The 26,132-nt window shown below is 60.2% G+C and carries 22 protein-coding genes and 1 pseudogene; 12 read left to right on the top strand and 11 right to left on the bottom strand.

Annotation, left to right across the window (positions count from 1 at the left end):
* Positions 1-35 precede the first annotated feature (35 nt).
* The 7 genes and pseudogenes from R2855_12000 to R2855_11970 all read left to right on the top strand — a co-directional run bounded on the left by R2855_12000 (position 36) and on the right by R2855_11970 (position 9,796).
* Positions 36-347 (top strand): hypothetical protein, encoded by a 312-nt coding sequence (locus R2855_12000; GenBank protein MEZ4531730.1) that lies wholly within the window; start codon positions 36-38, stop codon positions 345-347.
* A gap of 226 nt (positions 348-573) precedes the next feature.
* Positions 574-1,011, top strand: a complete 438-nt coding sequence (locus tag R2855_11995; GenBank protein ID MEZ4531729.1) for a hypothetical protein — start codon at positions 574-576, stop codon at positions 1,009-1,011.
* A 349-nt stretch (positions 1,012-1,360) separates the two neighbouring features.
* A complete protein-coding gene (locus R2855_11990) occupies positions 1,361-1,690 on the top strand; it encodes a GDP-mannose 4,6-dehydratase (protein MEZ4531728.1) in 330 nt (109 codons plus the stop codon).
* A 1,254-nt stretch (positions 1,691-2,944) separates the two neighbouring features.
* Positions 2,945-3,259 (top strand): annotated as a pseudogene (locus tag R2855_11985) (hypothetical protein).
* Positions 3,260-3,708: 449 nt separating this feature from the next.
* On the top strand, positions 3,709-3,987 hold the full coding sequence (locus tag R2855_11980) for a hypothetical protein (protein MEZ4531727.1): 279 nt from the start codon (positions 3,709-3,711) through the stop codon (positions 3,985-3,987).
* 304 nt (positions 3,988-4,291) lie between these two features.
* A complete protein-coding gene (locus R2855_11975) occupies positions 4,292-4,660 on the top strand; it encodes a hypothetical protein (GenBank protein ID MEZ4531726.1) in 369 nt (122 codons plus the stop codon).
* Between the two features lie 4,707 nt (positions 4,661-9,367).
* Positions 9,368-9,796: a glycosyltransferase gene (locus R2855_11970; protein MEZ4531725.1), complete on the top strand. Its 429-nt coding sequence runs from the start codon at positions 9,368-9,370 to the stop codon at positions 9,794-9,796.
* 355 nt (positions 9,797-10,151) lie between these two features.
* Here R2855_11970 and R2855_11965 read toward each other — a convergent pair whose 3' ends face one another.
* On the bottom strand, positions 10,152-10,574 hold the full coding sequence (locus tag R2855_11965; protein MEZ4531724.1) for a sugar transferase: 423 nt from the start codon (positions 10,572-10,574) through the stop codon (positions 10,152-10,154).
* 376 nt (positions 10,575-10,950) lie between these two features.
* Positions 10,951-11,079 carry a sugar transferase gene (locus R2855_11960; protein MEZ4531723.1) on the bottom strand — a complete coding sequence of 43 codons (129 nt, stop codon included), beginning with the start codon at positions 11,077-11,079 and terminating at the stop codon, positions 10,951-10,953.
* A 25-nt stretch (positions 11,080-11,104) separates the two neighbouring features.
* Here R2855_11960 and R2855_11955 point away from each other — a divergent pair, with 25 nt between their 5' ends.
* Entirely contained in the window at positions 11,105-11,704 is a 600-nt protein-coding gene (locus R2855_11955) for a hypothetical protein (protein MEZ4531722.1), read from the top strand.
* Between the two features lie 156 nt (positions 11,705-11,860).
* Here R2855_11955 and R2855_11950 read toward each other — a convergent pair whose 3' ends face one another.
* From R2855_11950 to R2855_11930, 5 genes are all read right to left on the bottom strand, one after another.
* Positions 11,861-13,468 (bottom strand): LCP family protein, encoded by a 1,608-nt coding sequence (locus R2855_11950; GenBank protein MEZ4531721.1) that lies wholly within the window; start codon positions 13,466-13,468, stop codon positions 11,861-11,863.
* A gap of 145 nt (positions 13,469-13,613) precedes the next feature.
* Positions 13,614-14,576 carry an ABC transporter permease gene (locus tag R2855_11945; protein MEZ4531720.1) on the bottom strand — a complete coding sequence of 321 codons (963 nt, stop codon included), beginning with the start codon at positions 14,574-14,576 and terminating at the stop codon, positions 13,614-13,616.
* Positions 14,576-15,508 (bottom strand): ABC transporter permease, encoded by a 933-nt coding sequence (locus R2855_11940; protein ID MEZ4531719.1) that lies wholly within the window; start codon positions 15,506-15,508, stop codon positions 14,576-14,578. Before R2855_11940 ends, R2855_11945 begins: the two co-directional genes overlap by 1 nt.
* Before the next feature lie 101 nt (positions 15,509-15,609).
* On the bottom strand, positions 15,610-17,328 hold the full coding sequence (locus R2855_11935; protein ID MEZ4531718.1) for a peptide ABC transporter substrate-binding protein: 1,719 nt from the start codon (positions 17,326-17,328) through the stop codon (positions 15,610-15,612).
* Between the two features lie 438 nt (positions 17,329-17,766).
* Positions 17,767-18,177, bottom strand: coding sequence for a hypothetical protein (locus R2855_11930; protein MEZ4531717.1), 411 nt, complete (start codon positions 18,175-18,177; stop codon positions 17,767-17,769).
* Positions 18,178-18,219: 42 nt separating this feature from the next.
* Here R2855_11930 and R2855_11925 point away from each other — a divergent pair, with 42 nt between their 5' ends.
* The 3 genes from R2855_11925 (at position 18,220) to R2855_11915 (ending at position 20,502) form a co-directional block, all read left to right on the top strand.
* On the top strand, positions 18,220-18,603 hold the full coding sequence (locus R2855_11925) for a hypothetical protein (protein MEZ4531716.1): 384 nt from the start codon (positions 18,220-18,222) through the stop codon (positions 18,601-18,603).
* A gap of 56 nt (positions 18,604-18,659) precedes the next feature.
* Positions 18,660-19,934: a hypothetical protein gene (locus R2855_11920; GenBank protein MEZ4531715.1), complete on the top strand. Its 1,275-nt coding sequence runs from the start codon at positions 18,660-18,662 to the stop codon at positions 19,932-19,934.
* 121 nt (positions 19,935-20,055) lie between these two features.
* A complete protein-coding gene (locus R2855_11915; GenBank protein ID MEZ4531714.1) occupies positions 20,056-20,502 on the top strand; it encodes a LuxR C-terminal-related transcriptional regulator in 447 nt (148 codons plus the stop codon).
* Between the two features lie 28 nt (positions 20,503-20,530).
* Here the strand turns inward: R2855_11915 and R2855_11910 are convergent, their stop codons facing one another.
* On the bottom strand, positions 20,531-21,319 hold the full coding sequence (locus R2855_11910) for a glucose 1-dehydrogenase (GenBank protein MEZ4531713.1): 789 nt from the start codon (positions 21,317-21,319) through the stop codon (positions 20,531-20,533).
* A gap of 146 nt (positions 21,320-21,465) precedes the next feature.
* Here R2855_11910 and R2855_11905 point away from each other — a divergent pair, with 146 nt between their 5' ends.
* Positions 21,466-21,957, top strand: coding sequence for a histidine phosphatase family protein (locus tag R2855_11905; GenBank protein ID MEZ4531712.1), 492 nt, complete (start codon positions 21,466-21,468; stop codon positions 21,955-21,957).
* A 254-nt stretch (positions 21,958-22,211) separates the two neighbouring features.
* On the opposite strand, the gene R2855_11900 is transcribed toward R2855_11905, so the two are convergent.
* Genes R2855_11900 through R2855_11890 form a run of 3 tightly spaced genes read right to left on the bottom strand, consistent with a single transcriptional unit; the run spans position 22,212 to position 26,007 of the window.
* Positions 22,212-23,051 (bottom strand): NAD-dependent epimerase/dehydratase family protein, encoded by an 840-nt coding sequence (locus tag R2855_11900; protein MEZ4531711.1) that lies wholly within the window; start codon positions 23,049-23,051, stop codon positions 22,212-22,214.
* A 22-nt stretch (positions 23,052-23,073) separates the two neighbouring features.
* Positions 23,074-25,503 (bottom strand): FAD-dependent oxidoreductase, encoded by a 2,430-nt coding sequence (locus R2855_11895; GenBank protein ID MEZ4531710.1) that lies wholly within the window; start codon positions 25,501-25,503, stop codon positions 23,074-23,076.
* 51 nt (positions 25,504-25,554) lie between these two features.
* Entirely contained in the window at positions 25,555-26,007 is a 453-nt protein-coding gene (locus R2855_11890) for a hypothetical protein (protein MEZ4531709.1), read from the bottom strand.
* Between the last annotated feature and the right edge of the window lie 125 nt (positions 26,008-26,132).

The following is a 26,132-nucleotide window of genomic DNA, read 5'->3' as shown; positions in this document are numbered from 1 at the left end:
GGTCGGGCCATCAAAGGGCCGGGATGCATTGGACGGTGGCGCATGCCAATGCGCTGCTGGCGCTGCGTGGGATGCTGTGTAGTCAACGCTGGGCGGAGGGCTGGGCGCAGGTGGTGCAGCAGCGCACCGTACAGCGCCAGCGGCCCATCGTCGATCCATGTCCGGGGCACCCAGCGCCCGTCCGCGGCCAGCGGCTGTCGCTCCGGACCACCCTGGCCAAGCTCGGCGGAGCCAATCCCTATTTCACCAACGGCAAACCCAATGCGTCCCATCCCTACAAGAAGGACTACGCCCGCAAATACGGCACCACCGACCGGGCGGCAAGCCAGCCCAGTACCAAATTGTGAGCCGCACCCGGAGCGGAAACGGGAAGTGGGAAATGCGGGAAATGGGGGAGGTTGTTTCATGGGACGGGCTTATCGGAACAAGCAGGCGGGGAGCGCGGCGTGCGGGCTCGATGGGCAGTGGGCGGAGCGGAAAGCCCTTGACCCATCTGCGCCGCGCCAGAGTGCGGCAGCGGTGGATTCTGGAGCATCAGGGGTGGGTATTGCTGACGACAGGTGCGCTGGAGGGTTGAAGGAGCGGCAGTGCGCGATGCCGGAATGCGGATGGGCGATCAGCCGAAGCTTGTTCTGCGGGTACCACCATTCGACGGCGGTGGGGGAGGCGGGGAGCAAAGAGCTGCGGATGCTGACCCGTGAGATGGAGCGGATGGGGCGGATTACGGACAAGCAAAAGAAGAAGGCGGCGGTGGGGCGATTCCGCAGAAAGCGGGTGGAGAGCGGGGATTTCACCGTTCTGTTCTCAGGAAAAATGCAGCAGACAATCGAACGGGCGGCCGCGGACGCCGAGCTGGGAATGGAACTGGGGGCGTTGCGGGTGGCGATGGCGCTGGCTATTCAGGAAATCGACGATCCAGAGCGAATGAGTATGGCGATCAGCCGGTTGGCTAACGCTAGTGCGCGGACGATACTGGCGGGCGAACACAGCTCGGAAAAGGGAAGTTGGTAGCGGTTAGCGCGGGCGAGGGCTTCGCTGTGAGTTGGACCGATGCGGGATGCCTTGGGCGGCAATGCTACTGAAATGGTAGTATCAGCATGCCCACCAATTCACTATGTCTTTGTTGCGCCAATGGGCCAGTCGGCGGTGTTCATGCTGAAGGGATTTCTGGTCGAGCGCTCTTTGCTCAAGAATCGCAATGATCCTAGATATGGAACGCGCTGCAGTACGGAGTGTCTGCTCTACTTCGAGTGTTGTCAACCTGGAAGCTGCTTTGTCTGAACGGATCGAAAAATGAGAGTGCTTGTCACGGGAGCAGCGGGCTTTATTGGCTCCCATCTTGTACAGCGACTTCTTCGCGATGGTCACGAGGTTGTCGGGGACTGGACCATCTCTACAGGGTATCAGCAGGACGTGGACCGGATCGACGGAGACTTCGAGTTCATCCAGAGAGGGAGATCTGCGGAACGAGAAAGGGATCTGCGCCGAGCGGTGCGCGGTCGAGCTGGTCTATCACCAGGGGGCGCTGGCATCGGTGCCGCGATCGATCGCCGATCCGCAGACCACGTTCGCCGTCAATGTGACGGGAACGCTCAATCTGCTGGTGGCAGCGCGCAGCCGCCGGGGTGCGACGGCTGGTCTTCGCGTCGTCTTCGTCGATGTCTGCCCGGTTACGGTTTCTCAAGCATGAAGGGTCCACGCCCAATCCGCTGTCGCCCTATGCCGTCTCGAAGCTAAGCGCCGAGCAGCTCTGCACGGTGTTCAACGATCTCTTCCGATATCGAGACGGTGAGCCTGCGGTATTTCAATGTTTTCGGCCCGTATCAGGATCGGATTCTCCCTATGCGGCGGTGATCCCCAAGTTTTGCGGGCGCTGGCGGAAGAGACGGCCGATCGTCTTTGGGGACGGAGAGCAATCGCGCGGGTTCACGTACGTGGATGATGTGGTGAACGGAAACATGCTGGCGGGAACGGTTCCGGCGGCGGCCGGCCGGGTGATGAACGTGGCGGCGGATCGATCGGTCAAGCGTGAATATGGCGTTGGCCATGATCTGCGGATTGCTCGACCGGCCGGTGGAGCCAGATCACCAGCCATGACGAGATGTGATTCGCGCGTGATCGAGCTGGCCAGAGCGGTGCTCGGGTTCGAATTGCAGGTCCCATTCGAAGACGGCGTGGCGCACGGTGGACGCGTTTCCGCGGGTCTATCAAGTAGCCGTGGCTTGGTAGAAACGAAAGGAACACGTCGTACGATGCAGGTCGCCGAGAAGAGCGCAACAGCCACCTATGATACATTTACTGAACGGGATCGACCAGCGGACTGCGGTCTTTGGCGTGATCGGGCTGGGATACGTTGGATTGCCGCTGGCGACCGCGTTTTGCCGAGGCGGGGGTTCCGCACCATCGGTTTCGATATCGACGAGCGCACGGTCGGCACGCTCAGCCGGGAGTGCATATCCGGATGTGGCGCCCGAGACCGTTGCCACGCGCTGTGGACGACGATCGCTTCATAGCGACGACCGATATGCGCCGCCTGGCCAGAAGCCGACATCATCTCCATCTGCGTGCCGACCCCGCTGAGCAAGACGCGCGATCCAGATATTTCCTATGTGCAAGCCGCCACCGAGGCCGTGGCGGCGACCTTGCGACCCGGGCGCTCGTGATCCTGGAAGGCACGACGTATCCTGGCACGACGCGCGAGGTGATCTTGCCGCAGCTGGAGGCGACCGGACTCGAGGCGGGACGAGATTTCTTCCTGGCGTTCTCGCCGGGCGGATCGACCCCGGCAACCCCACCTATGTCACCAACACACCAGTCGGTGGGGGCCTGGAGCCGCGTTCGACCGAGCTGAGCGCGCGTTTCTATGAGACCGCGATCGACGATGTGCTGGTGTCCACACCGGAAGCGGCCGAGATGGTGAAACTGCACGAACACCTTCCGCGATGGGCCTTGCCTTAACCCAGACGAGACCGCGATGATGTGCGACAAGCTGGGGATCGACGTGTGGGAGGTGATCGAAGCGGCCAAGACGAAGCCAATTCGGTTCATGCCGTTCTACCCGGGCCCAGGGATCGGCGGACGCATTCCCGCTCGATCCGCACTATCTCTCTCCTGGAAGATGCGTAATCTCAACTACAAGGCGCGTTTCATCGATTTGGCTAGCGAGATCAATGCCAGTATGCCGGAGTACTGGGTCCGCAAAGTGGCTGCGGCGCTCAGCGAGCAGGGAAGAGCGTCAAGGGATCGAGGATTCTGGTAGTCGGGGTCGCCTACAAACCGGATGTCGACGATATGCGGGAGTCTCCAACACTGGACATCATCGCGTTGTTGCAGGAGATGGGAGCCGAAAAGTTCGATATCATGATCCGTATGTTGCGCGTATTACTATCCGGGAGGCAGCGGATGTCTTCCTGCCGATTGACGTCAGGCACTGCTGGGAGACACGGATATCGTCCTGATGATTGCGACCAAGCACGCGACGGGTCGGCCCGACCTGGTTTGGTGGAAGGGCGTATACCCTGCTCGATGCCTGGCATGCGATCGATGAACGAAGTTGGTAGAACCGAACTCGCTCCCATCTCTGCTCCCGGACTTTCCCTCCGGAAGAATTTTTCCTGGACAGCGTTTGGCAATATACGTCTATGCCTGCCTCGTGGGGGATCATCGCGGTTCTCGCCAAACTCACCGATGCCGAATCGTGGCCGCCACTTGGCAGTTGCTGCCCCCATCTCGATGTTCTTTCAATTGCAACTGCGGGGAGTGCAGGCTACCGATGCCAGGCGTTCGTATGAGTTTTCCGACTACCTTACGTTACGCGTTTTGACGACGATTGCCGCTCTGTTCGTTTCGTTCATCGTGATTGGAATGAGCCATCTGAGTAGAAGCGCTCTCGTCGTCGTGGTGCTCATCGCCTTGGCAAAGGCAGTCGATTCGCTGAGCGACGTCTTCTATGGCGCGCAAACCGCCAGAAGAACCGAATGGATCTGATCGCCAAGGCAACGATGGCCAATGGTGCGCTTTCATTGAATTCTCCTGTGCCTTGGCATTCTCATTACCGGGCAGCTCTGGGTTGGCGTTATTGGCTATCTGATCGGATCACTGGTCCCACTGGTGGTCTTCATCATCCCAACTCAACAGCACTTTCTGATCAACGAAGGTAACGCAAACAGCTGGTTTCAATTGGATCCGAAGCAGATGACCAGCCTGGGGCGGCTGGCTCTACCGCTCTGGAATCGTCATGTTGCTGATTTCGCTCACCACCAATGTTCCCGCTATGTAATCGAACATCAGATTGGCACTACCGAACTTGGTATCTTTTGCGGCGCTGGGATATCTAATCGTAGCTGGCACGACCGTGGTCGGGGCGCTCGGTCAGGCAGCCAGCCCACGGCTGGCAATGATCTATGCAACCGGTGATTATCGCCGTTTTCGCCGGATGATGACCGCACAACTGGCAGCCTTGGGATTCGGCGTCGGGCTGGCCGGTGCCTTGATTGCAGCAGTATTGGGTTCTCGAATTCTCAATTGCTCTATACGGCGGAATATGCCAGACTATACGAATGTGCTCCTGATCCTGACAATTGCAGCCGGAATTGAGTTTCGCCGCGTCGTTCGCCGGTTACGCCATGACGGCAGCGCGGAGTTCACCGTCCGGGTATGATTGACGGTGCTCGTCGTCAGCGTTCTAGCATCGATGGCGTTGATTCCATTATATGGTTTGGCCGGAGCGGCCGTTGGACTTATTGCAACAGGCACGACGCAACTGGGATGTGCAACCATCGTACTCTCTATCGCGCCACGACTATCGTGCAAGACGCTGAATATGACTACGCGAAGCAAGATACAGACTCCACGTCGTCGGAGCGATGAGATCGGTAAAACGGCTGATGCATGTGCTCTTGAAATATCGACCGCGATCGTTTTCAGTTCGATTTTCTGGTCCACTCGACACAGCCGGCTGCTTACGATAACGAAATCCGGTCGCTCGGCGGTCGTATCTTGCCCTGCCCACGCGAAGCTCGGACCGGTCTATGCGACCGGGTTCTTACGGCTGGTCCATACGAATGGGCCCTACGATGTGATCCATAGCCACGTCCATCATTTCTCTGGGGTAACCCTGGGCCTTGCAAGGATTGCCGGCATTCCAGTTCGCATTGCGCACAGTCATAGCAACACATCACAACTCGATCAACCAAGCCCGACCCTTGCGGTTATCTGAAGGCTACGGAGACGCAATTGATCGAGTCGCAACACTGAAAATCGCCGCGAGCGAACCAGCCGCGGTCGCACTCTATGGTCGTTCATGGAGATCCGATCCTCATTGCACCATAATGTACTACGGTGTCGACCTTCAGCCATTCGAATCCCACGATCAAGGTAGGTCGCTGAAGACAACTGGGAATTCCGAACAATGCCTGGATCGTTGGACATGTTGGTAGTTTCAGACGCCCGAGAAAACCACCAGTTCATTGTCGATATTGGCCAGAATTCTGGCGTCGCGGGCTCCCAGTGGTTGTATTGTTGGTCAGGGACGGCCCCGAACGAGAAAACATTAAGCAGTATGATCAACAGGATAACTTCATCGATCAGACTTGCTGGACTACAGCCTGAAGTACCACGAATAATGCTGAGCTCAATGGATATGTTTATTCTTCCATCTCTCTATGAAGGTCTGCCCATTTCATCGAAGCCCAAGCGCCAGGTCTGGTCTCTTCTCTTGTAAAGTCACTCGTGAGGTCAGGATCGTCGACGGAATACATGATTTTGCCAATCGATGATCCTGCCGTGTGGGCGAATCGTATCCTTGAAGTCGGCATATGTGGCTGCTGCGAGTAAATCGGTCACTCGAAACCGTACGGCAAAGTTCCTTCAATATCGTGGTTAGTACCAACCAACTACGTCTCTCACATACTGACGGACAACGGAAAAGCGCACGATGCCGGAGGCGGATACAGGAGGACATTGATCACCGGAGGAATGGCAACTACTTACCAGCCCCACACCAAGGTATCGAGGAAGGCGCGAGCAAGTACCGCTCTCTCCGGTGATATCGACATGACCGACGGACTGCTTTCACTGAGACTTTCAGCCGCTGTTCTCATGGCGTTCCTATTCGAATATCCCGAAACTCGCCATTGGTTCGTTATCCCCACGACCTTCTGGGGTCTTGGTCGAACCGATGCTTGGTCCGCTGGATGCGAGGGGAGTTGAACCTCAGCCAGATTCGACGGAGATTGCGGGCATGGTCGGGTTCCACTTTTTCTTGCACTGGCCCCACTATTGACTCCCAGTGCTCGACAATTGGTGGGCGCCGTGGTTAAAACGCCCCACCCGATTGGCGGCCGTGGCTTAAGGATCATGAGTGCTCTCAATATTGCCGGACTCTTTTTCTATTGGCTCCACTCGTTCGATCGTATTCAACCATCGACGCAGTCGGGTCGGTCAGTGCGCTACTGGGAAATCAACCACAAACGGTTTGGACCGGTGCTTCTAGCTGCCCTACTTGCGACAGGACCTCCTTCTTGTGCTGTCAAGTTTGGAGGCTTAAGTGGCTATATCGCAGCATACGAAACTCTCTTGAGCATTTTCTGGCATGGGTTTTCTCTTCATGTTCTCAGGTGTTCCCATCCTACTGTTCATGGGCTATGCCATCGTAGCAGAAGATCGTCCTCGGTGGCGAAGTTGAGAGTCATCGTTGCGGCACTGCTCCTGTTTGTAGTGCTTCAGCACCGCCTGTTGGTCTGCGCGGGAGCAGAAGCAATACAGTATGGGGGCTGTTTTGGTCTGCTGGCATAATTGTACTTCTGGATCCGGCCATTTGGAAGAAATTCGTTCTGGTTGGCATGGCGTTCGTGGTCTCGTTTATGTTTGTCTATGGATTCTATAAGGCATATGGTGGCGATGTCGTCGAGGTCTATCGCGATGCGGGCAGTGTGAGCGTGTTGGAATCGAATTCCGGTCGCTCGTGGGAGGGGCTGCTGCTTGGCGACTTGTCTCCGGAGCTATACGCAAGCATTTGTCGCCTATCGGCTGAGCGAGGTTCCATCGCATGGCGGATATCGGTTTCTGGGTTCGACTTATCTGAATGCCGTTATGATTCTAATTCCCGATTCCTTGCCAATTCCGCGGCCACCGGACAAAACAAGCGCTGGCAGATTTGATGTATGGAGTTGGCGGAGGTCCTTCTGGTTACCAGATCTTCCCCTGGGTGTATGGATTGCTGGGTGAAGATGATCAATTTTGGAATCTGGGTGGCGCCGCTAGCATTTCTTTTCTGGGGAGGTGCAGTGGGACTCACACGGACCTGGCTAACCCTACCCTGGCGATGTCTGGCGCGCGCTGGCTATTGATGCCATTTTACAAATCAATGGAAAGTTATGCTTTATTATACTTATACAAACTTATGTATGTCATGTCGCATCTTCATGTCGTATTAATGATCCTACTTAGATAATTTGGTGTTCTCTACAGTCAAGAACGGCGCTGTTCCATTCCCTAGTTGTGTTTCTGATGACAGATCGATTTGCCAGAACGAAGCATGGCGGCTGAGAATTTCTGAAGAATCGTTACCAGTAACCTCTATGAGTCTAGAGCAGAACTGATGAAGATCCGAATGGAGCCGTAAACTGATGCGGGTCAAAATTACGACCGAATCACGATTCTTAATGACTTCAGACAAAGTGGTCTGGACGAATTGGTTCGGAGTATACCGCTTCTGGCGGCGCTATTTGGATGTCTTCGATGAGGTCGAGATCGTAGGGCAGGTTCAACGAGTTGATCGAGTTGATGAGCGACTACAACAAGTAACCGGGCCGTCGGTAAGTCGACAGGAGTGACCACGTATATCGGTCCGAGGGAGTACACCTACTTCGATCGCGCGCAGTTCGGAGCGATGTACGCCGGGCGATCGTACCCGGCGATGCTGTGATCCTGCAGGGACCAGGGCGAATCTCCGAGGTGGCGGCCGGCGCCCTCGAGCAAGATCAACCATATGGCATCAGATTGGTCGGTGATCCTCACGAAGTTTTTGCTGCCAAAGCCAACCGCGTCCGCTCAGGCCGTTTTCCGTTGGCAAGCTACCCACGCGGCGCAACGACTGGTACGCGACGCGTGTGCTGTGTCGTACGTCGGCGGTCATGTCCTGCCGGCACGATATCCTGCCAGACGCACTGGTTACGCTTATTCTTCCATTGCCCTGGAACACGATCATTTCGTGTCCGAGCCTCTACGAGCGTCCCATTTCAAGAGTCTATATTGGTCTCCGTCGGCTCGCTTGCCCAACCATATAAGGGCATGGACATTCTGATCGACGCCCTCGTTCTTGTGAAAAACATTCCCAAGGATCAATTGCGTATTGTGGGTGACGGTGTTTATCGGTCACAGCTGGAAGCATCGAGCCCGCCTTCGGCCTATGGATCGTGTGATGTTCCTTGGCCAACTCCCGGCTGGGGGCGCAATACGGCAGCAACTCGACGATGCGACGCTTTTGTGCTTGCTTCTCGCACGGAAGGACTCCCCGAGCCATGATAGAAGCAATGGCACGCGGTTTGCTATATAATTGGAACTACTGTAGGCGCTCCCTGGTGCTTCCACCCGAAGATATGTTCCCCCAGGCGACATCATGCGCTGGCAAACAGTCATCGCAATGTTGCGTGACCCTGTTCGGATCACGGGACATGTCCGCGAGAAACCTTGCTGGCCGCAGATTACAGGGACGAAATATTGCGGGCACGAAGAAACGCATTCTATCGGTATATTCGTGAACAGACCGAAGCATGGCGGTAGCGTTGAAGCTCGTCCATATCACCACCGTTCCCCAATCCAGATTTTTCTGCGAGGACAAGTCTCATTTATGCGGGATGCAATGGTTTTCGGTCGCCGCCATCTCCTCGCCCGGTCCCGAACTGACTGCCTGGATGGAAGCAGAGGGTATCGAAACGTTCGCGGTACCGGTGGGCGGCGAATCACCCCCCTGCGCGATCTCGGTTCGATCCTGGCTATTCGCAAGCAACTGCGAATCTGGAGTCCGGCAATCGTTCGCTGCCCACACCCCAAAGCGTGAAATGCTCGCGGCCACCTTTAACGCACCGGTCGCATCTATCATCCACGGGTTCCCTATATGGCCGCTGCCGGCAGGAAACGGATATCTACAAAAACCACCGAACGCATCTCATAGAAATCTAGCTCATCGAGTGTTTTGCGTCCAGCCCGTCGATTCGGGAATTCGCAATCGCCGAGGGGGGTTTGTCCCGCCAGTAAAATCGTGGTCTTCGGTGGTGGCAGCTGCAACGGCGTCGATGCTACTGTGCATTTCGACAGTTTTCCCCGGAGAGCAAGCGAGCACTGCGTGCGAATCAGACTCTCAGATGTGATCCTCGTCATTGGGTTTGTCGGCTGCATCGTGCGAGACAAGGAATTCACGAACTGGCCACCGCCTGGTCCATTTGCGGGAACGTTATCCGCAGGCGAAACTGGTGTTGGTTGGTCTGGTCGAACCACAGGATCCGGTCGAGCCAACCATCCTGCATTCGTTCCAAAACGATCCACGGGTCGTCATGACTTTGGGCCGGTCGATGAAACGAACCAATACTATTCGCTTTTCGATCTTGTCGTTTTGCCTAGCTATCAGGAAGGCTTTTGCGGGAACGTTTCATTATTTCTTGCGATGGAAGTACCTGTCGTCGCGACCCGAATTCCAGGATGCATCGATGCGGTCGAGGATGGCGTGACCGGAACGTTGGCGCCAGTTCACGATGCCGGTTGCATTGGCGACGGCAATTCGCCTCTATCTCGATGATCCTGAATTGCGGAAGCGGCATGGGAAAGCGGGGCGCGAACGTGTGCTGCGCGAGTTCCGGCAGGGGAGGTGATCTGGGAGTCCACTATCGAGAGTATTGCCGCTTGTGCGAAAAGGGCTTGCCTATCCCAGCGGCTCAGGGGCAGTCACGGAATAGCTTCTCGAATAGGCTCGGTGCAAACCGATGCCTGATGAAATTCACCAAACGCCGCTGTGATGAGGAATCCCGGGTGCGGCGATGCCACGATGGTTGATCTCATCTGTTCTGACAGCGACTGCTGAACGGAAGAACTCGTCTTTGTGAGATGACGGGTGACCAATCTCTTTGACCACCTGCACCGTCACATTGGACTGATCAAAGAGCACCTGGAGATCGCGTGCCAGTCCGCGATGAGCAATACAAATCAGATCGAACTGGAGCTTCCTGCTCGTTTCTTCGATGGTTCCGGTGTAGCGGTACTTGACTTGCGCCCAGCCCGTGACTCCAGGCTACACCGTCTGGAGCGCGCCAGTTCGGAATTTCCGCTTCGAGGATTTTCACGAACTCCGGGCGCTCGGGACGCGGGCCAACCAGCGACATCTCGCCGCGGAGCACATTCCACACTTGTGGTAGTTCGTCAATGCGGGTCTTGCGCATGAAGCTGCCAACGCGCGTGACGCGATCGTCGCCGGCGGCGGCTTCGCGCACACCATCCTTTTCGGCGTCGTTGCACATGGAGCGGAGCTTCCAGATGGTGAATGCCTTGCCGTTTTCCCGACGCGCGCCTGTTTGTAGAATCGGGCCGGGCGATCAGTCCGATAATCGATTACGAGGACAGGCAGCGCGACCAAGAGGACGGAGCCGATGACCATGGCACCAGCGATATCCATACAGCGCTTCGTCCCCAGTTCATAGAAGGTTTGACTGCTCCAGTACCAGGACCTGGGGCTCCGCAACCCTCAAGGGGATCCGGAGCGGAAGTTTCGCTGTGCGACGACGTTGATCGATGGAAACGACATTGTGGGGCGCAATTTCTTCGCGTAGGTGCAGTGTTAGCCATCAGCGTGCCCCCTTTCTTGAGAGCGGCTGGAATTGTGCGTGCAAGAATGGCAAGATCGACCAGCGCTACTTCGGCGGATGTATTCGAGATCGAGATCGACCCACTGAGCAAAGCTCAGATCGGACCGGCCAGAAACTTGCCAAGTCCCGTGACTCCCGGCTGAACTGAGAGACGGCGCGCTTCACGCAGGGTGTAGGCGACAGTTTCCTCCGGCAATGGCGGGCGTGGACCGACCAGGGACATCGTGCCGTCCAGGACATTCAAAACTGTGGGAGCTCGTCAAGGCTTGTCGTGCGCAGGGCAATACCCAATGGGCGTGATGAGCGGGCTCTCTTCTTCCGGTTTGACAATTGGATCGGTTGGGTCGATCGCGAGAGTTGCCGCTAGCGGCTTCGTCGAGTTTGGCATCCGCCCCGGGCACCATCGTGCGGAATTTGTAGAGGGTAAAGGGGTGGCCGCCGAGGCCGAGGCGGGTTTGGCGGTAGATGACGGGGCGGCCGGAGGTGATGAGGATGGCGAGGGCGATGACGAGGAAGACGGGCGCCAGGACGATGAGGGCGGTGGCGGAGAGGAGGACGTCGGTGGCGCGTTTGACGCGGGCGTAGATGGGGTTGGTGTGCGCGATGGGCACGAGGAGCGGGCGCGCGTCGTGCGGCGCGAAGCGGCTGTCGGTTGCGGTTGGATCGGATTGTTGCGCCGCCAGGTCCGGAAGCGTTGCCACTTGTCCCCTCCCCAGGTGTGGACGAGTGTGAAACAGATCGGATTCGATGCACGTTCCCAAGCCCGGTTGCATTCGCTGGCCCAGGAGCGAGTGCGAACACGTTCGGACGGCTTTTCTCAGCGGCGGCTGATTGTTGGCCCTCGCTGATAGAACGACGTCCCGAATGTGTTGTGGGCTAGACGAGAGTATAACGGACTCTCAGCCAGGTTCAAGGTGGTTGATGCGCATTTGTGATGCTGTTTCCGGAAAATCCAGGCATCGAAGCGGAAAAACTTGCGCATTCCGGGCGCATGCGCTGCGCGATTACCCGTCTTCGCGGCCCATGAGCTCGTCGACTTTGGCTTGCACGTCTTCCGGGGTGGAGACGACGTAGGAGAGGGGGAGGCCGAAGAGGGGGTCGATGATGGGGCCGTAGACGACGTCGCCGGGGATGGTTTGCAGGGTGAGGCCGTCGCTGGAGCAGTTGCCCTGGTAGAACTGGGCGAGGGCGACGAGCTGGTCGAGCGAGAGATCGGTGCGCATGTTGTCTTCGAGGGCGGGGAGGAGGCGGTTGGCCTCGGCGAGGAGGTTTCGGCCGCCGGCGGTGGCGATGAGGGCGCGGATGAGCTCTTGCTGGCGTTGGATGCGGCCGAAGTCGCCGTCGGGGCCGCCGCGGTAGCGGGCGTGGCGGAGGGCGGTGGCGCCGTCGATGGTGTGGGTCCCGGCGGGCACGGCGGGTGAGGCGAGGTTTTCCGGAACGGTGATGGTGACACCGCCGACGGCGTCGACCAGGTCTTCGAAGCCGGTGAAGTCGATCAGGGCGTAGTGGTCGATCTCGATGCCGAGGTAGAGCTCGACGACGAGCTCCTCGTAGGGGATGCCGCCGAGCATGAGGGCGTGATTGATCTTGGTTTCGCCGTAGCCGGGGAGCTCCACGAGGGAGTCGCGCGGGATGGCGAGACCGCGGCAGGCGCCGGTTTCGGGGTCGAGCCGCAGCACCATGAGGGCGTCGGGCCGCACGCCGATGTCGATGGCGGAGCCGGGGCGGGCGTCGACGCCCATGATGAGGATGGTCATGGGGTCGGTTTTCGGGTCGGAGATGCCGGCGGCCACGGCGGCGCCCTGGGCGGCGTCTTGCACATTGCCGCCAGCGCCGCGCAACCCGTCGAGGATGCCGCCGCTGTCTCCGTCGTCATCGTCGTCGCTGGTGGGGGTCGATTGCAGCGAACCGGCGGTGTGGACGAAGACGCCGGCGCCGGGTGTCGGGGTCGGGACGGGGGCGATCTTGTTCTGCGCGGCTTCGGCGATGGCGGTTTGGGCGGGGCCGGTATCGAAGGTCATGCCGGCGGCCATCATGCTTTCGGCCTGGGATTCGCCGTCGATGGTGGGGGTGGGGCTCGCGGCGCCCGCTGCCGCGACGGCCTCGGTGGTTGCCTGGGGGGTGGAGGTGGGTTGTGGTTCCTGCACGACGGCAATGGCGGTTTGCCGGGCGGGTCCGCCTGGGCTGGCGCCTTCGTAGTGGGGGATGACCACGGTGGGGGCGGGGGCGTCCGGGTTGCGTGTGGGGAGCACAACGGTGACCAGCGGCACGGGCGAGCCGTCGACGTCCTGCGCGGTTTGGTCCTGGATCTGGGCCGGCAGGGTGCTGACCGCGTTCAGGTTGCCCATGGTCTTGTCGAGCCGCCAGGCGCCGAATGCCGCAGCGCCGACGATCAGGAGAAGGAGGGCTGCCGCGATGCGCACCGGCCAGCGGTTGTACCACTTCTTTCGCTTCGAGCGGCGGCGGGAGCTCCCTTGGCGGCGCGTTTCGTCCGATGTGGGGAGCTCGAACGGTTCCGCGCTGGCCGGAGGCGCGGTCTGCAGGACCGCGCCGCACCGCTCGCAGAACTGATCTGCCGGCTGGACGGTGGCGTTGCAGATCGGGCATCGCATGGGGATGTTTGGCGTAACCAGGATCGTGCTCCTCGGAAATGGTGCAGCAAACTCGAATGAATGGGCGCTGGAGATTGTACGCGATGGTTCGAAGTGGGCTGCCGAGCAATGTGGCCCATGGCGGAATTTGGCAGCGAGCGGGAACCTAGCGCTTCATCCAGGGGTCGAGGGCGTCGCGCAGGCCGTCGCCGAGGAAGTTGAAGGCGAGCACGGTGAGCGAGAGGACGACCGCCGGGAAGAGGAGCATATGCGGGTGGGCGCGCATGCTGGGGATGGATTCGCTGATCATCAGCCCCCAACTTGGCATGGGCGGGATGACGCCGAGCCCCAGGAAGCTGATGCCGGCTTCGGCGAGGATGGCCAATGGAATGCCGAGCGTGGCGGCGACGACGATCGGGGCCACGGTGTTTGGCAGGAGATGACGGAACATGATGCGTCCGCTTCCGGCGCCGAGCGCGCGGGCGGCTTCCGCAAATTCACGCTTCTTCAAGGAAAGCGTGTTCGCGCGCACGATACGGCACACGGTCAGCCATCCGATAATGCCGAGCCCGATGTAGACACCAACCAGGCCGCCGGTTTTCTCGTCGAGCCGCGCGACGCCGCTCCAAACACCGGTTGGTTCGCCAGAAAACGTTCCTCGCAGATAGGTCATGATGATGATGACGAAGAGCAACGAGGGAATTGCGTACAGCACGTCGACGGTACGCATGATGGCGGTGTCGGTCCGGCCCCCGAAGTAGCCCGCGATCAACCCAGCTGGCACGCCGATGAGCATGATGACGGTTTGCACGACGATCCCGACGGTCAGCGAGATGCGCGCGCCGAAGATGAGGCGGATCAGGATGTCGCGGCCGAGCTGGTCGGTGCCCATCGGATGCGCCCAACTCGGACCCTGCGTGACTGCGGCGTAGTCCTGCTGGGCGTAGGTGTACCGGTAGAACTCCGGCACGATGATCGCAATAAGCGACAGCGCGATGAGAAAGAGCGCCGAAACCATGGCCAGCCGATTGCGGCGCAAGCGATGAAAGGCGCTGGTCCAGAACCCATCGGATTGCTTGGTTGCGGTTTCCCGCAGCAGGCTCGGATCGGTGAGCGCGGCGGTGGTCATCAGTTCGACATTCGTGGGTCGAGCAGCGGATAGAGCAGATCGACGACGAGGTTCATCACTGCCACCACCGTGCCATAGAGAAGCACCGTGCCGAGAATGACCGGGTAGTCGTGCTTCGTGATGCTATCGACGAAATAGCGGCCGATACCCGGAACCTGATAGACCGTCTCCACGAAAAACGATCCGGTGATGACGTCGGCCAGGACGATGCCGGAGACCGTAAGCACCGGCAAAAGGGCATTCCGCAGCGCATGGGTGGCAATGACCGTCGTGCTCGAGAGTCCCTTGGCTCGGGCGGTGCGGACATAGTCCGCGGAGAGGACTTCCAACATGCTCGAACGCATATAGCGAGCCAGGACGGCAGCCGGATAGAGCGCCAGGGCAATCGAGGGAATGATCGCTTTGGTGCTCCAGATGCCGTCCCATCCGCCCGTCGGCACGAGGTGGAGGGTATTGGCAAGGAGGAGCACCAGGAGAGAAACGGCGACATAGGTGGGGGTGGAGATCCCCAGGACGGAGATGAACCCGCTGAAATAATCGAAGAACGAATTGTGCTTGAGCGCGCTCAACACACCCAACGGGATTCCGATCGCGAGCGCGATCACCATGGCCAGCAAGCCAAGCTGCAGCGACACCGGAAAGGTCTCGCGAATGATGTCGGTCACCGACTGCGATCGCGAAGAAAACGACGGCCCGAAGTCGCCGTGCAGGATGTTCCAGAGATAGTCGAGATACTGCTGCCAGACGGGCTTGTCCAGCCCATATGCCTCATTCAGGCGCTCGAGCACGATCGGGGGCACCGGTTTTTCGCCTTGCGACCATGGGCCTCCTGGTGTGGCATGGATCAGGAAAAAGGTGAGCGTATAGATGACGAACAGGGTAGGAAGAAGAAAGAGCACCCGCCGGATGATATAGGCAGACCGGTTGTTCATCTGGTCACGTCAGTAGTCAAGCGCACGTCCAGCATCAAGCGCCCAGTGTCCAGCGCCGAGCTTCGCGCTCGGGACACTGGACGCTGGGCCCGTCGATCGGCCTAGTGTTCGGCGATCTTGATGGAGCGAAGATGCACCACCGAGAGAATGGGCAGCAGATAGAGGTCCTTCACCCATGGCTTGACCGCGCGTAAGGCTTTGCCGCGCATGTACGGGATGATCGCCGCATCGGACACGAGGATGACCTCCGCGTCCGAATACTGCTGCACGCGCTCTTCCTCATTGGTATTGATCACGGCCGCATTCACCAACTCATCGAACTCAGCGTTCGACCAGTGATTCTGGTAGTGGTCGGCTTCCGTGGTGAAGTTCTGGTTGAACCAGTTTGACGCGTCGGCGAAGTCGGAACCCCAGCTCCCGGTGTAGACGCCGAAGTTGGCGGTGGCACGGGACGCGCGCCAGTCGCTATACGCGTCCGGCTCGATCGGAGTGAGTTTCACCTTGATGCCGAGACCATCCTGCCATTGCGCCTGGGCAAATTGTCCGACGATGCTGTGCGGCGTGACATTCTGGAAGAAGAGCTCGAGCTCGATCGAGCTGGGGTCGATGCCGTTATCCGAGAGCAGCTTCTTGGCCTCCTCGACGCCAACCGACAGCGCGGCATCCGGGTTGTTGCCCGGGATGTCGGGCGCCAACACGGTATAGGCAGGGACGTACTCGTCCTTGAAGATCTCGTGCGTGAGGGTCTCGCGGTCGAGCGCTTTATAGAGCGCTTGCCGGAAGGGGATCGCATCGGTCGGCGCGATGGTGGTATCCGCTACGAGGAAATAGCAATTGGACATCGGGAACGTGATGAGCTCGGCCGCCAGCGCCGGATCGGCCAGAACCCGTTCCAGGTCCGGCCCTCCCGGCTCGGCGTAGTCGAGCTCATTGTTCTCGAATGAGGCGTAGGCTTGCGTTTCCTTGTCGTCGTAGATCCGATACGTCGCCCTGGTGACGGTCGGCTTCTCACCGAAATAGCTCTCGTTCAGCTCGACCACGAAGTTCTGATCGTGATTCCATTCGGTGAGCTTGTAGGGACCGTTGGTGACGATGTTCCCGGCTTCCACCCATTCCGCGCCTTTTTCGTCGATGACGTGTTTTGGCACGGGCATGTATGTCCAGGTGGAAGCGACCAGTGGGAAGAAGACCGTCGGGCCGTTCAACGTGACGACCAACGTGTAGTCGTCGGTCGCCTTGACACCGAGTTCAGAGATGTCCATTTCCCCGTTCTCGATGGCTTCGCCATTCTTGATGTAGGAGGTGACCGCCGGGGTGTATTGCGATGCGACCTCGGGATCGAGCACACGGGAGATGCTGTAGACAAAGTCGTTTGCGTTGAGGGGAGTCCCGTCCGACCAGGTCACTCCCTGGCGAATATGGAAGGTGTATTCGCTGGCATCCTCGTTGATGTCCCACGACTCAGCCACACCCGGCACAACCTCGCCGGTCACATTGTCGATGCGCACCAGGCCTTCATAGAGGTTGTAGAAGAGATAGATCTCGTCGTCGCCGAACGAGATTCCTGGATCGAGGTTCGTGACGACGCCAATGGGAATTGCCATCTCCTGATTGGCGGCGAGTGGGCCGTCGTACATCTGCACGTCCGAACCGGCGGCTGGCGTGCCCTGAGCTAGGGCATCCAACGTGCGCGCTCCCAACGCGGTGAAGAGCGCACCAGAAGCCAGCGCATTGATCATCATCTTGCGGCGCGAGAATTGCGCCTCGGTCAGGCGGGTGGCAATGACAGCTTCGCGGGCGTTCTTGTCGGGGATGTTCAAGAGATTGCTCCTCCTAACGACGAATCGGTTCGGGAACGAGTCGCGCCTGGCTCGTGCGAGGAACGCGACGCAGGCGCTCGTTGCACTCCACCGATCGTGTGGTCGTGCCGTGCGCCGTTTCGGCGCCGCGGTCCAGAACCAGGATCGAGACTGGAGCAAGCGTAGTGTGGGGGTATGGCCGTGTCAACGGCCAATGACAGTACGGAGATTCGGCTGTGCGAGGTCCGGTGCTGGCATTCGCCACCGGCGATCAATTGGTTCGAGCGATCGTGCTCTTCAGGCGCGGACGACCAGGGTGGAGCACGGCCGGATGTCGATCAATGCATGCCGGAACGTACTGGCAATCGTTCCGGAGTGAGATCGCACTGCGCAGAGCACGGGGTACACGCGTGCTTGCGGAAGATTGCCAACAGAGTGAACTTCTGGTCGTCGAGTGGATCAGGAATTGACACAATCGCCAAAGCGGCAGATTTGCCCCGGAGCGCATGTTTCGCCCAGGAAACCGCAGTAGTCGGCATCGTTGTTGATATCGTGACAAACGCCATGGTCGCAAACGATGCCGCCGGAGGTTCTTGGGCATGATCGGAAGCAGTCGCCGCAATGATCGATATCGAATCGAAGATGCAGACCGGTGATCGAGGCTGACAGACGCTCGTCGCCGGTCCGATTCTTGGCGGTTGTTTTCGGCGGAATGCGACAATGGTCGTTGCTGAGATACGGTATTGCGCTCTCGAGCGTTGCCGGGTTGTTGGAAAGTGTTTCTCCCTGTCGACCAAACGCCATGGCCGCAGGGCAGACAGAGCGATGGTTGCACAAGCGTTTTCCGAGCGGAACCAATCGAATAGCCAAGGCAGTGATCCGGTGCGGTTGTCGACGCTGGGATTGCCCCAGATGTATTCGACATTCGTGGGCCGCGAGCGCGAGGTCGCTACGCTCCGGCAGATGATCCGCAACCCGGCACTGCGGTTGATTACGATCACCGGACCGGGCGGGGTCGGGAAGACCCGGCTCTCGGTCGAAGTGGCGGGCACGCTCGAGCGTACGTTTGGACGGAACATCTGGTTCGTTCCATTGGCGCCCGTGGGCGACAGCACATTGGTGCCGGCAGCCATAGCGCGCACGATCGGCGTGCGGGAGTCGGGAACGCGAGGGATCGTCGCGGATATCGTCGAGTACCTGGCCCCCCGCCGCGCGCTGATGCTGGTCGACAACTTCGAGCGGTTGCTGGAGGCCGGTCCAGTGATTTCCGAACTGTTGGGGCCTGTCCTGACTTGACTGTGGTTACGACGAGCCAGGCCCCGCTTCGGCTGCACGGAGAGCAGGAGTTTGCTTTGGCTCCGCTGGCGCCTCCGCAGTCGCATGGCAACGAACGGCGCTCGAGTGAGATCGATGCGGCGGTGCAGTTGTTCGTCGATCGGGCTCAGGCGGTTCAGTCCACGTTCACGCTGAACGACAGCAATCGGGAGGCAGTCGAGGCGATCTGCGCCGCGCTCGATGGACTGCCGTTGGCAATCGAGTTGGCTGCAGCGCGGGTACGGGTGCTTTCGCCGGCATCGATTCGTTCCCGCTTGCAGAGCGATCGACAGGTGCGATTCCAGCTTCTGAGCGATGGGCCGCGCGATTTGCCGGAGCGGCATCAATCGATCGGCGAAGCCATCGGATGGTCGTACCGGTTGCTCGATCCATGGGAGCAGTTGCTCTTCCGCCGGCTTTCGGTCTTTCGTGGATGGTTTACCTTCGCTTCGGCAGAGGCGGTTTGCGGTTTCGGGGCCCTGGCGGATCAGCCGCGTGACATGTTCGAACTCGTGGCGTCGTTGTTCGACAAGAGCTTCCTGATGAGCAAGGCCTCTGACGGGCCGGAACCGAGTTTCCTGCTCCTGGCGAGCATCCGCGCATACGCGGCCGAATTGCTGGAGAACAGCGACGAGCGCGACGTCATGCGGGAGCGGCATGCGGCGTACTACCTGGAGCGGGCGAAAGCGGTCGAGATGGGCTTGCGCGGTCCGGATCAGCGTGAGTGGCTGAACGGGCTCGATGCCGAACACGCAAACGTGCTGGCCGCGCTGACATGGCTCGATGCCGAGCGGGACGGCACGCGGCTTCAACGTATGGTCTGGGCGCTCTACTGGTATTGGTTCTATCAGGGCAACACCCAGGAAGCGCGGCAATGGCTCGAGCGGGCGTGCAGTTACACCGACACCGATGACATCGCGTCGGACACCTGGGTTCGGGTAGGAGACGCGATGCTCACAAACCATGTGGGCGAGCACGCGGAGGCGGTGCGCAAAGCGAACGCCGCGGCAGCGTTGGCACGGGAACGCGGACAGCCCATCATGGAGAGCGTGGCGCTGACCATTGCGCAATATGGCGAGCTGGCATTGGGCCATCTGGACGAATCGATTCGCCTCGGACGTGAGGCGCATCGGCTGATCGAACCAGTGGACGATGACTATTGGCGAGCGATGGTCTACGGAGAGGCTGGTCTCTTCCTGGGCGGCGCCGGAGAATCAGACGAAGGGTTGGCGTTGGTCGAAGCGGGGCTTGCGTTGGAGCGGGCGCGCGGTGATGACTACTTCGCGGAATCCGGCTCAGCGATATCGGCGTAATGCGGCATGACCTGGGCGAGCTGGATGCAGCGCTGCGTCGATACGGGGAGAGCGTGGAGGCACTCAGCCGGTCCGGCGGAAACTGGTATCTGTCGAGCCCATTCTGTGGGATAGCGGCATTGTGCGGGCATCGCATCCCGAGGATGCGGCGCGGCTCCTGGGAGCGGCGCGAGCCCTGCAAGACCGGGGAGGGGCGAATCCCTGGTCGACAGAGCTCGACCGGAACGCATTGGCGTTGGAGCAGACGAGAGCGGCGCTCGGCGACGTGGCGTTCGAACGCGCTTTTCGCGATGGGTATCGCATGCCGATCGGGGATGCGGTGGAAATCGCCTTGACGCTGGTCGGATCGGAAACGAGCGCGGGAATGTCCGAGGCGGAACTTGCCGAGTTGCTCACGCCGCGCGAGCTGGAGGTGCTGCGGCTCATCGCTGCGGGTCACACCGACAGAGAGATCGGTGAGGAACTGGATATCAGCCCACGCACGGCGTCGAAACACGTCGCGAACATCCTCGGCAAGCTGGACGTTCCGACCAGAGCAGCGGCAACAGCTCTGGTGAAGTCCTGTTGAATCTTTGAAGTACGGGTCCTCGTCCGCTCTACACGGGTAAGGGCGAGAGTAGGCCGCCGTCGACGCGATAGGCGCCTCCGGTGCAGAAGGAGGCCTCGTCGGAGGCGAGGAAGAGAACGAGATTGGCGACCTCTTCGATCGTGCCGACGCGGCCGATGGGATGCGCGCTGCCCCAGAGCGCGATGGTCTCCTCGATATCGCCGTCGCCGAACTTCTCAGCGGCCATTTCCAGCATGGGTGTGCGAATCGAACCAGGGGCGATGCAGTTGCAGCGGATGTTCTCTGCGGCGTGGTCGAGCGCAACCGTGGTGGTGAAGCTGACGATGCCGCCCTTGGAAGCAGCGTAGGCGGCCACGGTTCGTTGCGAGGCGAACGCCTGAACCGAGGCCGTGTTGACGATGGATCCGCCGCCCCGTTTGCGCATTTCGGGAATGACATGTTTACACGTGAGGAATGTGCCTTTGAGGTTGACACCGAGCTGGCGATCCCAGTCTTCCTCCGAGAATGTGTCGACGGTGCCGTAGAGATTGATCCCTGCCGCGTTGAACAGGACATCGACACCGCCAAAGGTGGAAACGGCCATGTCGACCATGTTGGCGACGGCGGCGTTCGAGCGGACATCGGTCGCCACGGCCAGCGCGGAACCCCCGGCGCCGACGATGCGGTTGGCCGCCAGGCTGGCTTTTCCGGCATCGAGATCGGCGATCACGACCGATCCGCCTTCACGTGCAAAGGCTTCGGCAGCGCCGTTGCCGATGCCGACCGCGCCTCCAGTGACGATGACGACCTTGTCGACGAAGCGCTTATTGCGGTCCATACAGCTGGATTCCTCTCTTCAGCGGGCGGATACGTGATGTTGGGAAGAGGATACCCGGGGGAAATGGGAACTGCGACGGGTTGCGCGCGGATGGCCATGGTTTCGTAGACTGCGGGGAGCAATCGGCACGCGCGCTGGAGGGAGTGATGGCGAAGCAGTTGATCATTTTACGGCATTCGAAGACCGAGAAGATCAATCCGGCCGGAGATCCGGCGCGGGAACTGACCAAGCCTGGGCGGCGGTGGGCGATGGAAGCTGGGCGTGAGATTCAGGAGGCGGTGGGCATGCCCGACCTGCTGGTGACCTCGAATGCGATTCGGGCCCTGCAAACCGGAGACCTGGCGGCGGAAGCGATGAAATTCTCCGGTGAGCGCCGGGTGGTGCCGGAGGTTTATGGAGCAACGGAACACGAGCTGATCGAGGTGATTCAGGCGTTTCCGGATGAGTTTTCGGCGATCGTGTTGGTGGGCCACAACCCGGGAATGGAGGAGTTGGCGAACAGTTTTCCGGGAAAGCGCCCGAGTGGACACTTGCCGACGGCGGGCTGGGTCGTGGTGGAAATGGCTGCGAACGCCTGGAAGGATGCGTCGTCAGGAGGCGGGAAGGTGACGGCGTTCGGGACGCCGAACAAGGAGTAGCGGCGCCAAGCTGTGCATCAGGAAGCAGGTTGCTCGATTCCGGCGCCGTCTGAGAGCGATCCGATCGGTTCGACTTTTCAGATGGCCGACTCCTCGCTCAACGGGAGGCGAAACGGTGAGAGCCGCGAACCTGCTCTTCGATCCAGTGGTAGGTGATGCTAAGTCCTTGTTCGAGTGGAACTGAAGGAATCCATCCAAGAATTTGGCTTGTGAGTGAATTGTCTGAGTTTCGTCCGCGCACACCTTGAGGGCCGTCAATGTGTGCGAGTTCGATCGGGATCTCGGCGAGATCGGCGATCCATGAACGCAAGTTCGTTGATAGAGACCATGCGGTCTTGCCCGAGGTTCAGTGGCCCGGGATAGTCCGACTGCATGATGCGGTACAGGCCCTCCACGCAGTCGTCGATAAAGCAGAAGGAGCGCGTTTGCTTGCCGTCGCCCCAGACTTCGATCTCAGGATTTCCGGTGAGTTTGGCGATGGCGATCTTGCGACAGAGAGCGGCGGGAGCCTTCTCGCGGCCACCGTCCCAGGTCCCGAGCGGGCCGAAGACATTGTGGAATCGGACGATGCGGGTTTGCATGCCAAAGTCGGCGGAGTAGTACTCGCAGAGCTTTTCGGAGATGAGCTTTTCCCAACCATATGCGTCCTGAGGATCAGCGGGGTAGGCGTCGGACTCTTTGAGGGGGACAGCATCGGTTGAGGTTTGCAGGTGTTCAGGGTAGACACAAGCGGATGAAGCGAAGAGATAGCGCTCAACCCGATTCTGGCGGGCAGCTTCGATGGTATGCAGGTTGATGAGCGCATTGTTGCGCAGGATCTGGGCGTGATGATTGACGATATAGCCCATGCCGCCCATGTCAGCGGCCAAGGCGTAGACCTGATCGACACCACGAGTGGCTTCGAGGCTGTTTTCCAAGTGGCGCAGGTCGAGAAGCCAGAACTCGTCGGCTTGACTGGGTGCGAACTCGGGCGCCTTCAGGTCGACGCCGCGTACCCAGTGGCCGCGGCGCTTGAGGCTGGTGACGAGGTGATGGCCGATAAACCCGCCAGCTCCGGTGACGAGGACGCGTTTCGAGGGTTCGTGGCTGTGCATGGCCAATTCGGCACACTCGGATTCAGCGATTCGAGATCGTCTCAGTGATGAGCGGGGTTTCGGCGACTGTGGCTCGATAGCGTTCGGCGAAATATTCGATCGCAAGTTCGGTTCCCGGGGCGGCGAGCTCGATGGGTAGGTAGCCAAGGGCGACGGGGCGGCCGACGGTGTAGCCGAAATTGGCGCTGGAAACGTAGCCGATGATGTCGGTACCCAAGAGGATCGGTTCCTTGCCGAGCGGAACCGGGGAATCTGGATCGAGCAGCAAGGTGGCGAGCTTCTTCGATGTGAACGAATTGGCGAGCGCGTCTGCGCCGATATAGTCCGAGCGGGCTTTGTCGATGGTGAAGGCAAGGCCAGCCTCTCGTGGGGTGTACTCCGCGCGGAGATCGGTTCCCAGTGAGAGAAAACCCTTCTCGATGCGGAGCGAGTCCATCGCCGCTCCGCCGGCCGCTATGAGACCATGGGGCTGCCCGGCGTTCCAGACGAGATCCCAGAACGCGGAGCCATATTCGGTCGAGGTATGCAGCTCGAAGCCTTCTTCCCCGACATAGGACATGCGGATGGCGAGCACGGGGATATGTCCCACGGAGATCCAGCGCGCGCTGTAGCGCGGGTGATCGTCGAGGCAGAGTGGTTGGTCGACAATCGAATCGAGGATGGCGAGCGCATTGGGGCCGAATAGACCAAGCGCGGCCCAGGCGGGGGTGGTGTCGCGCACGGTGACATCGGCAAAGTCGCGCAGATGATTTTCGATCCATCCGAGATCGCGCGGACCGCTGGCGCTGCCGGACATGATCATGAAACGATCGTCGGCCAGCCGGGCGATGGTGACGTCGGACTCGACGCCGCCGTGTGGATCGAGCAAGAGGCTGTAGGTGACGCGCCCGGCGGGCCGGTCGAGTTTGCTGCACGAGAGGCGTTCGAGCGCGGCGAGGGCGTTCTTCCCGGAAAGCTCGATGCGCATAAACGTGCTGAGATCGAACAGACCGGCGTTCGTGCGGGTGGCGATGTGCTCTGCCCCGGCGATGGGGGACCATTCGATGGCGCCCCAGTCGTCGCGGACGGCGCCGGCGGCCGGCAGTGGCAGGGTCGAGTTTGATCCGAACCATTGTGGGCGTTCCCAACCGTTCGACTCGAAGAAATGCGCGCCGAGGGCGACCTGTTGCGCATACCAGGGAGCGCGCCGCAATCCGCGCGGAGTCGTGATCTGATACTTCGGGTGGATGATGTCGTAGACCTCTGCGTACTGGCTCCAGCCGCGGGCGTGGATGTAGCTTGGACTGGCATGGTGGGGCGCGAAGCGGTTGACGTCGAGTTCCCGCATGTCGAGTTCGCAGTCGCGGTAGACCATTTGCTGGGCCAGGGCGCGGGCGGTGCCGGTGGAGTGGGTGACCCAGATGGCGATGGCGGTCCAGAGGCCAGAGGCGTTGGCGACTTCGCCGACCACGGCCTGGGCGTCGATGGTGAAGGAGAACATGCCGTAGACGCGGTCGGTGATACCGGCGTCGCGCAGTCCGGGGATGAGGCGCATCGCTTCGTCGAAGCCCGGATCCATGGGAGCGGGGTCGAAATCACGCTCGGCGGGGTGCCGGCGGCTATTGTCGATGGCCGATGCCGGCACCAGGACGGGATCGTGCCGATAGTTGCCGACGCCCATGCGGTCTCCGTCCTGCCAGAGGTACATGGAATGGTCCTGATGCCGCCAGAGTGGTTGGACGACCTGTTGGCCGGCCAGGTGCTGGAGCTCGGCGAGTGGTGTGGTGCGGACATAGGGATGCGCGCACGGATGCAAAGGAATGGGCGTGCCGGTCAGCTCGCCGAGAAGCGGTCCCCAGATGCCACCGCACAGGACGAGCTCGTCGCAGGTGAAGTGGCCCTTGCTGGTGTGAATGCCGCGCACCACGCGGTTGGGCATATCGACCGACAGGAGCTCGGTTTCGCCCATGAACGTGACGCCAAGCGCCTCGGCACGGTCGGCGATCCGTTCGACGGTGGGAACAGCGCGAACGATCCCATCGCCGGCAATTTGGATCGATCCGAGGATGAGGTCGGTGTCGAGCTGAGGAACGAGCTGGCGGGTTTCCGACGGGTCGAGGAGCATGGCGTCGAGACCCCATGAGCGGGCGTAACCGACCTTGCGTTTCAGATCGTGCCAGCGTTCGCGAGTGGTGGCGATTTCGAGACTGCCGGTCGGGAACCAGGTTGGCGCGTCGGGCGAGGAAACCTCGGCGAAAGCGCCAGTGGTCCATTGGGCCAGTTTCGAGACCGTGCGGGAGGCGTTGTTCTGGAAAACGCCTCCTGGGGCATGGGATGTGGAGCCCCCGGTTTCGAAGAGGGGAGCACGGTCGATGACCAGTATGTCGGTGCGTCCGAGCTTGGCGAGTTCCCAGGCGGTCGAGACGCCAACGATACCTGCGCCGACGATGATGGTCCGGTAGTGGGTGGTCATAAGGTCCCGCTCGCTACGAAATGCTTCTCGATAGCGGGAAGTATGCAGCCGTTACCGTTCGGGCGTCGTTGGTTGCTCCGGGTTCGGTTCTTGCGAAGGGTCGATGGCGGGTTTGGCGTAGCGGACGATGGTGTCGCCCATGGTGCGATGGAACTCGCCATTGGAAAAGACACGGGTGAGACCAGCGTTCTTGGCCGCGCGGAGACCTTCGACATTGGTATGGGAACCGAAGGCGATCGAGGGAAGGTCTGGAGTGGCGTCGATCGTGGTCTTCAGCGCATCCCAGTCGTCGACAGCGGAGATGTCGATGATGAGCAAAGCGGCGTCGGGCCTGGAGGAGATTGCCGACGCGAGTGCTTTGGTGGAGCGGGCGGCGATCGGCGCGTAGCCGAGCGCGCGCAGGGTGTTGCTAATGGTGACGCCGAAGAAGAGGTCCTTGTTGAGGACGATCGCCGGCGCGGCAGGGGCATCCGAATTGGGTGTGAGAAGGGGTTGTATTTGCATGGCTCCTGTCATAGGATAACGACGTTAGGTAACACCGAACACTGTTAAGTAACAGTGAATTGTATTCTGGGGATGGGGTATGTTGGTTCCTTCGACGGCGAAAATCTCGGCCAGTAGCGCCCGGC

Source organism: Thermomicrobiales bacterium (assembly GCA_041390825.1).
Taxonomy (GTDB): domain Bacteria; phylum Chloroflexota; class Chloroflexia; order Thermomicrobiales; family UBA6265; genus JAMLHN01.
This window is presented reverse-complemented; position numbering and strand designations above follow the sequence as displayed.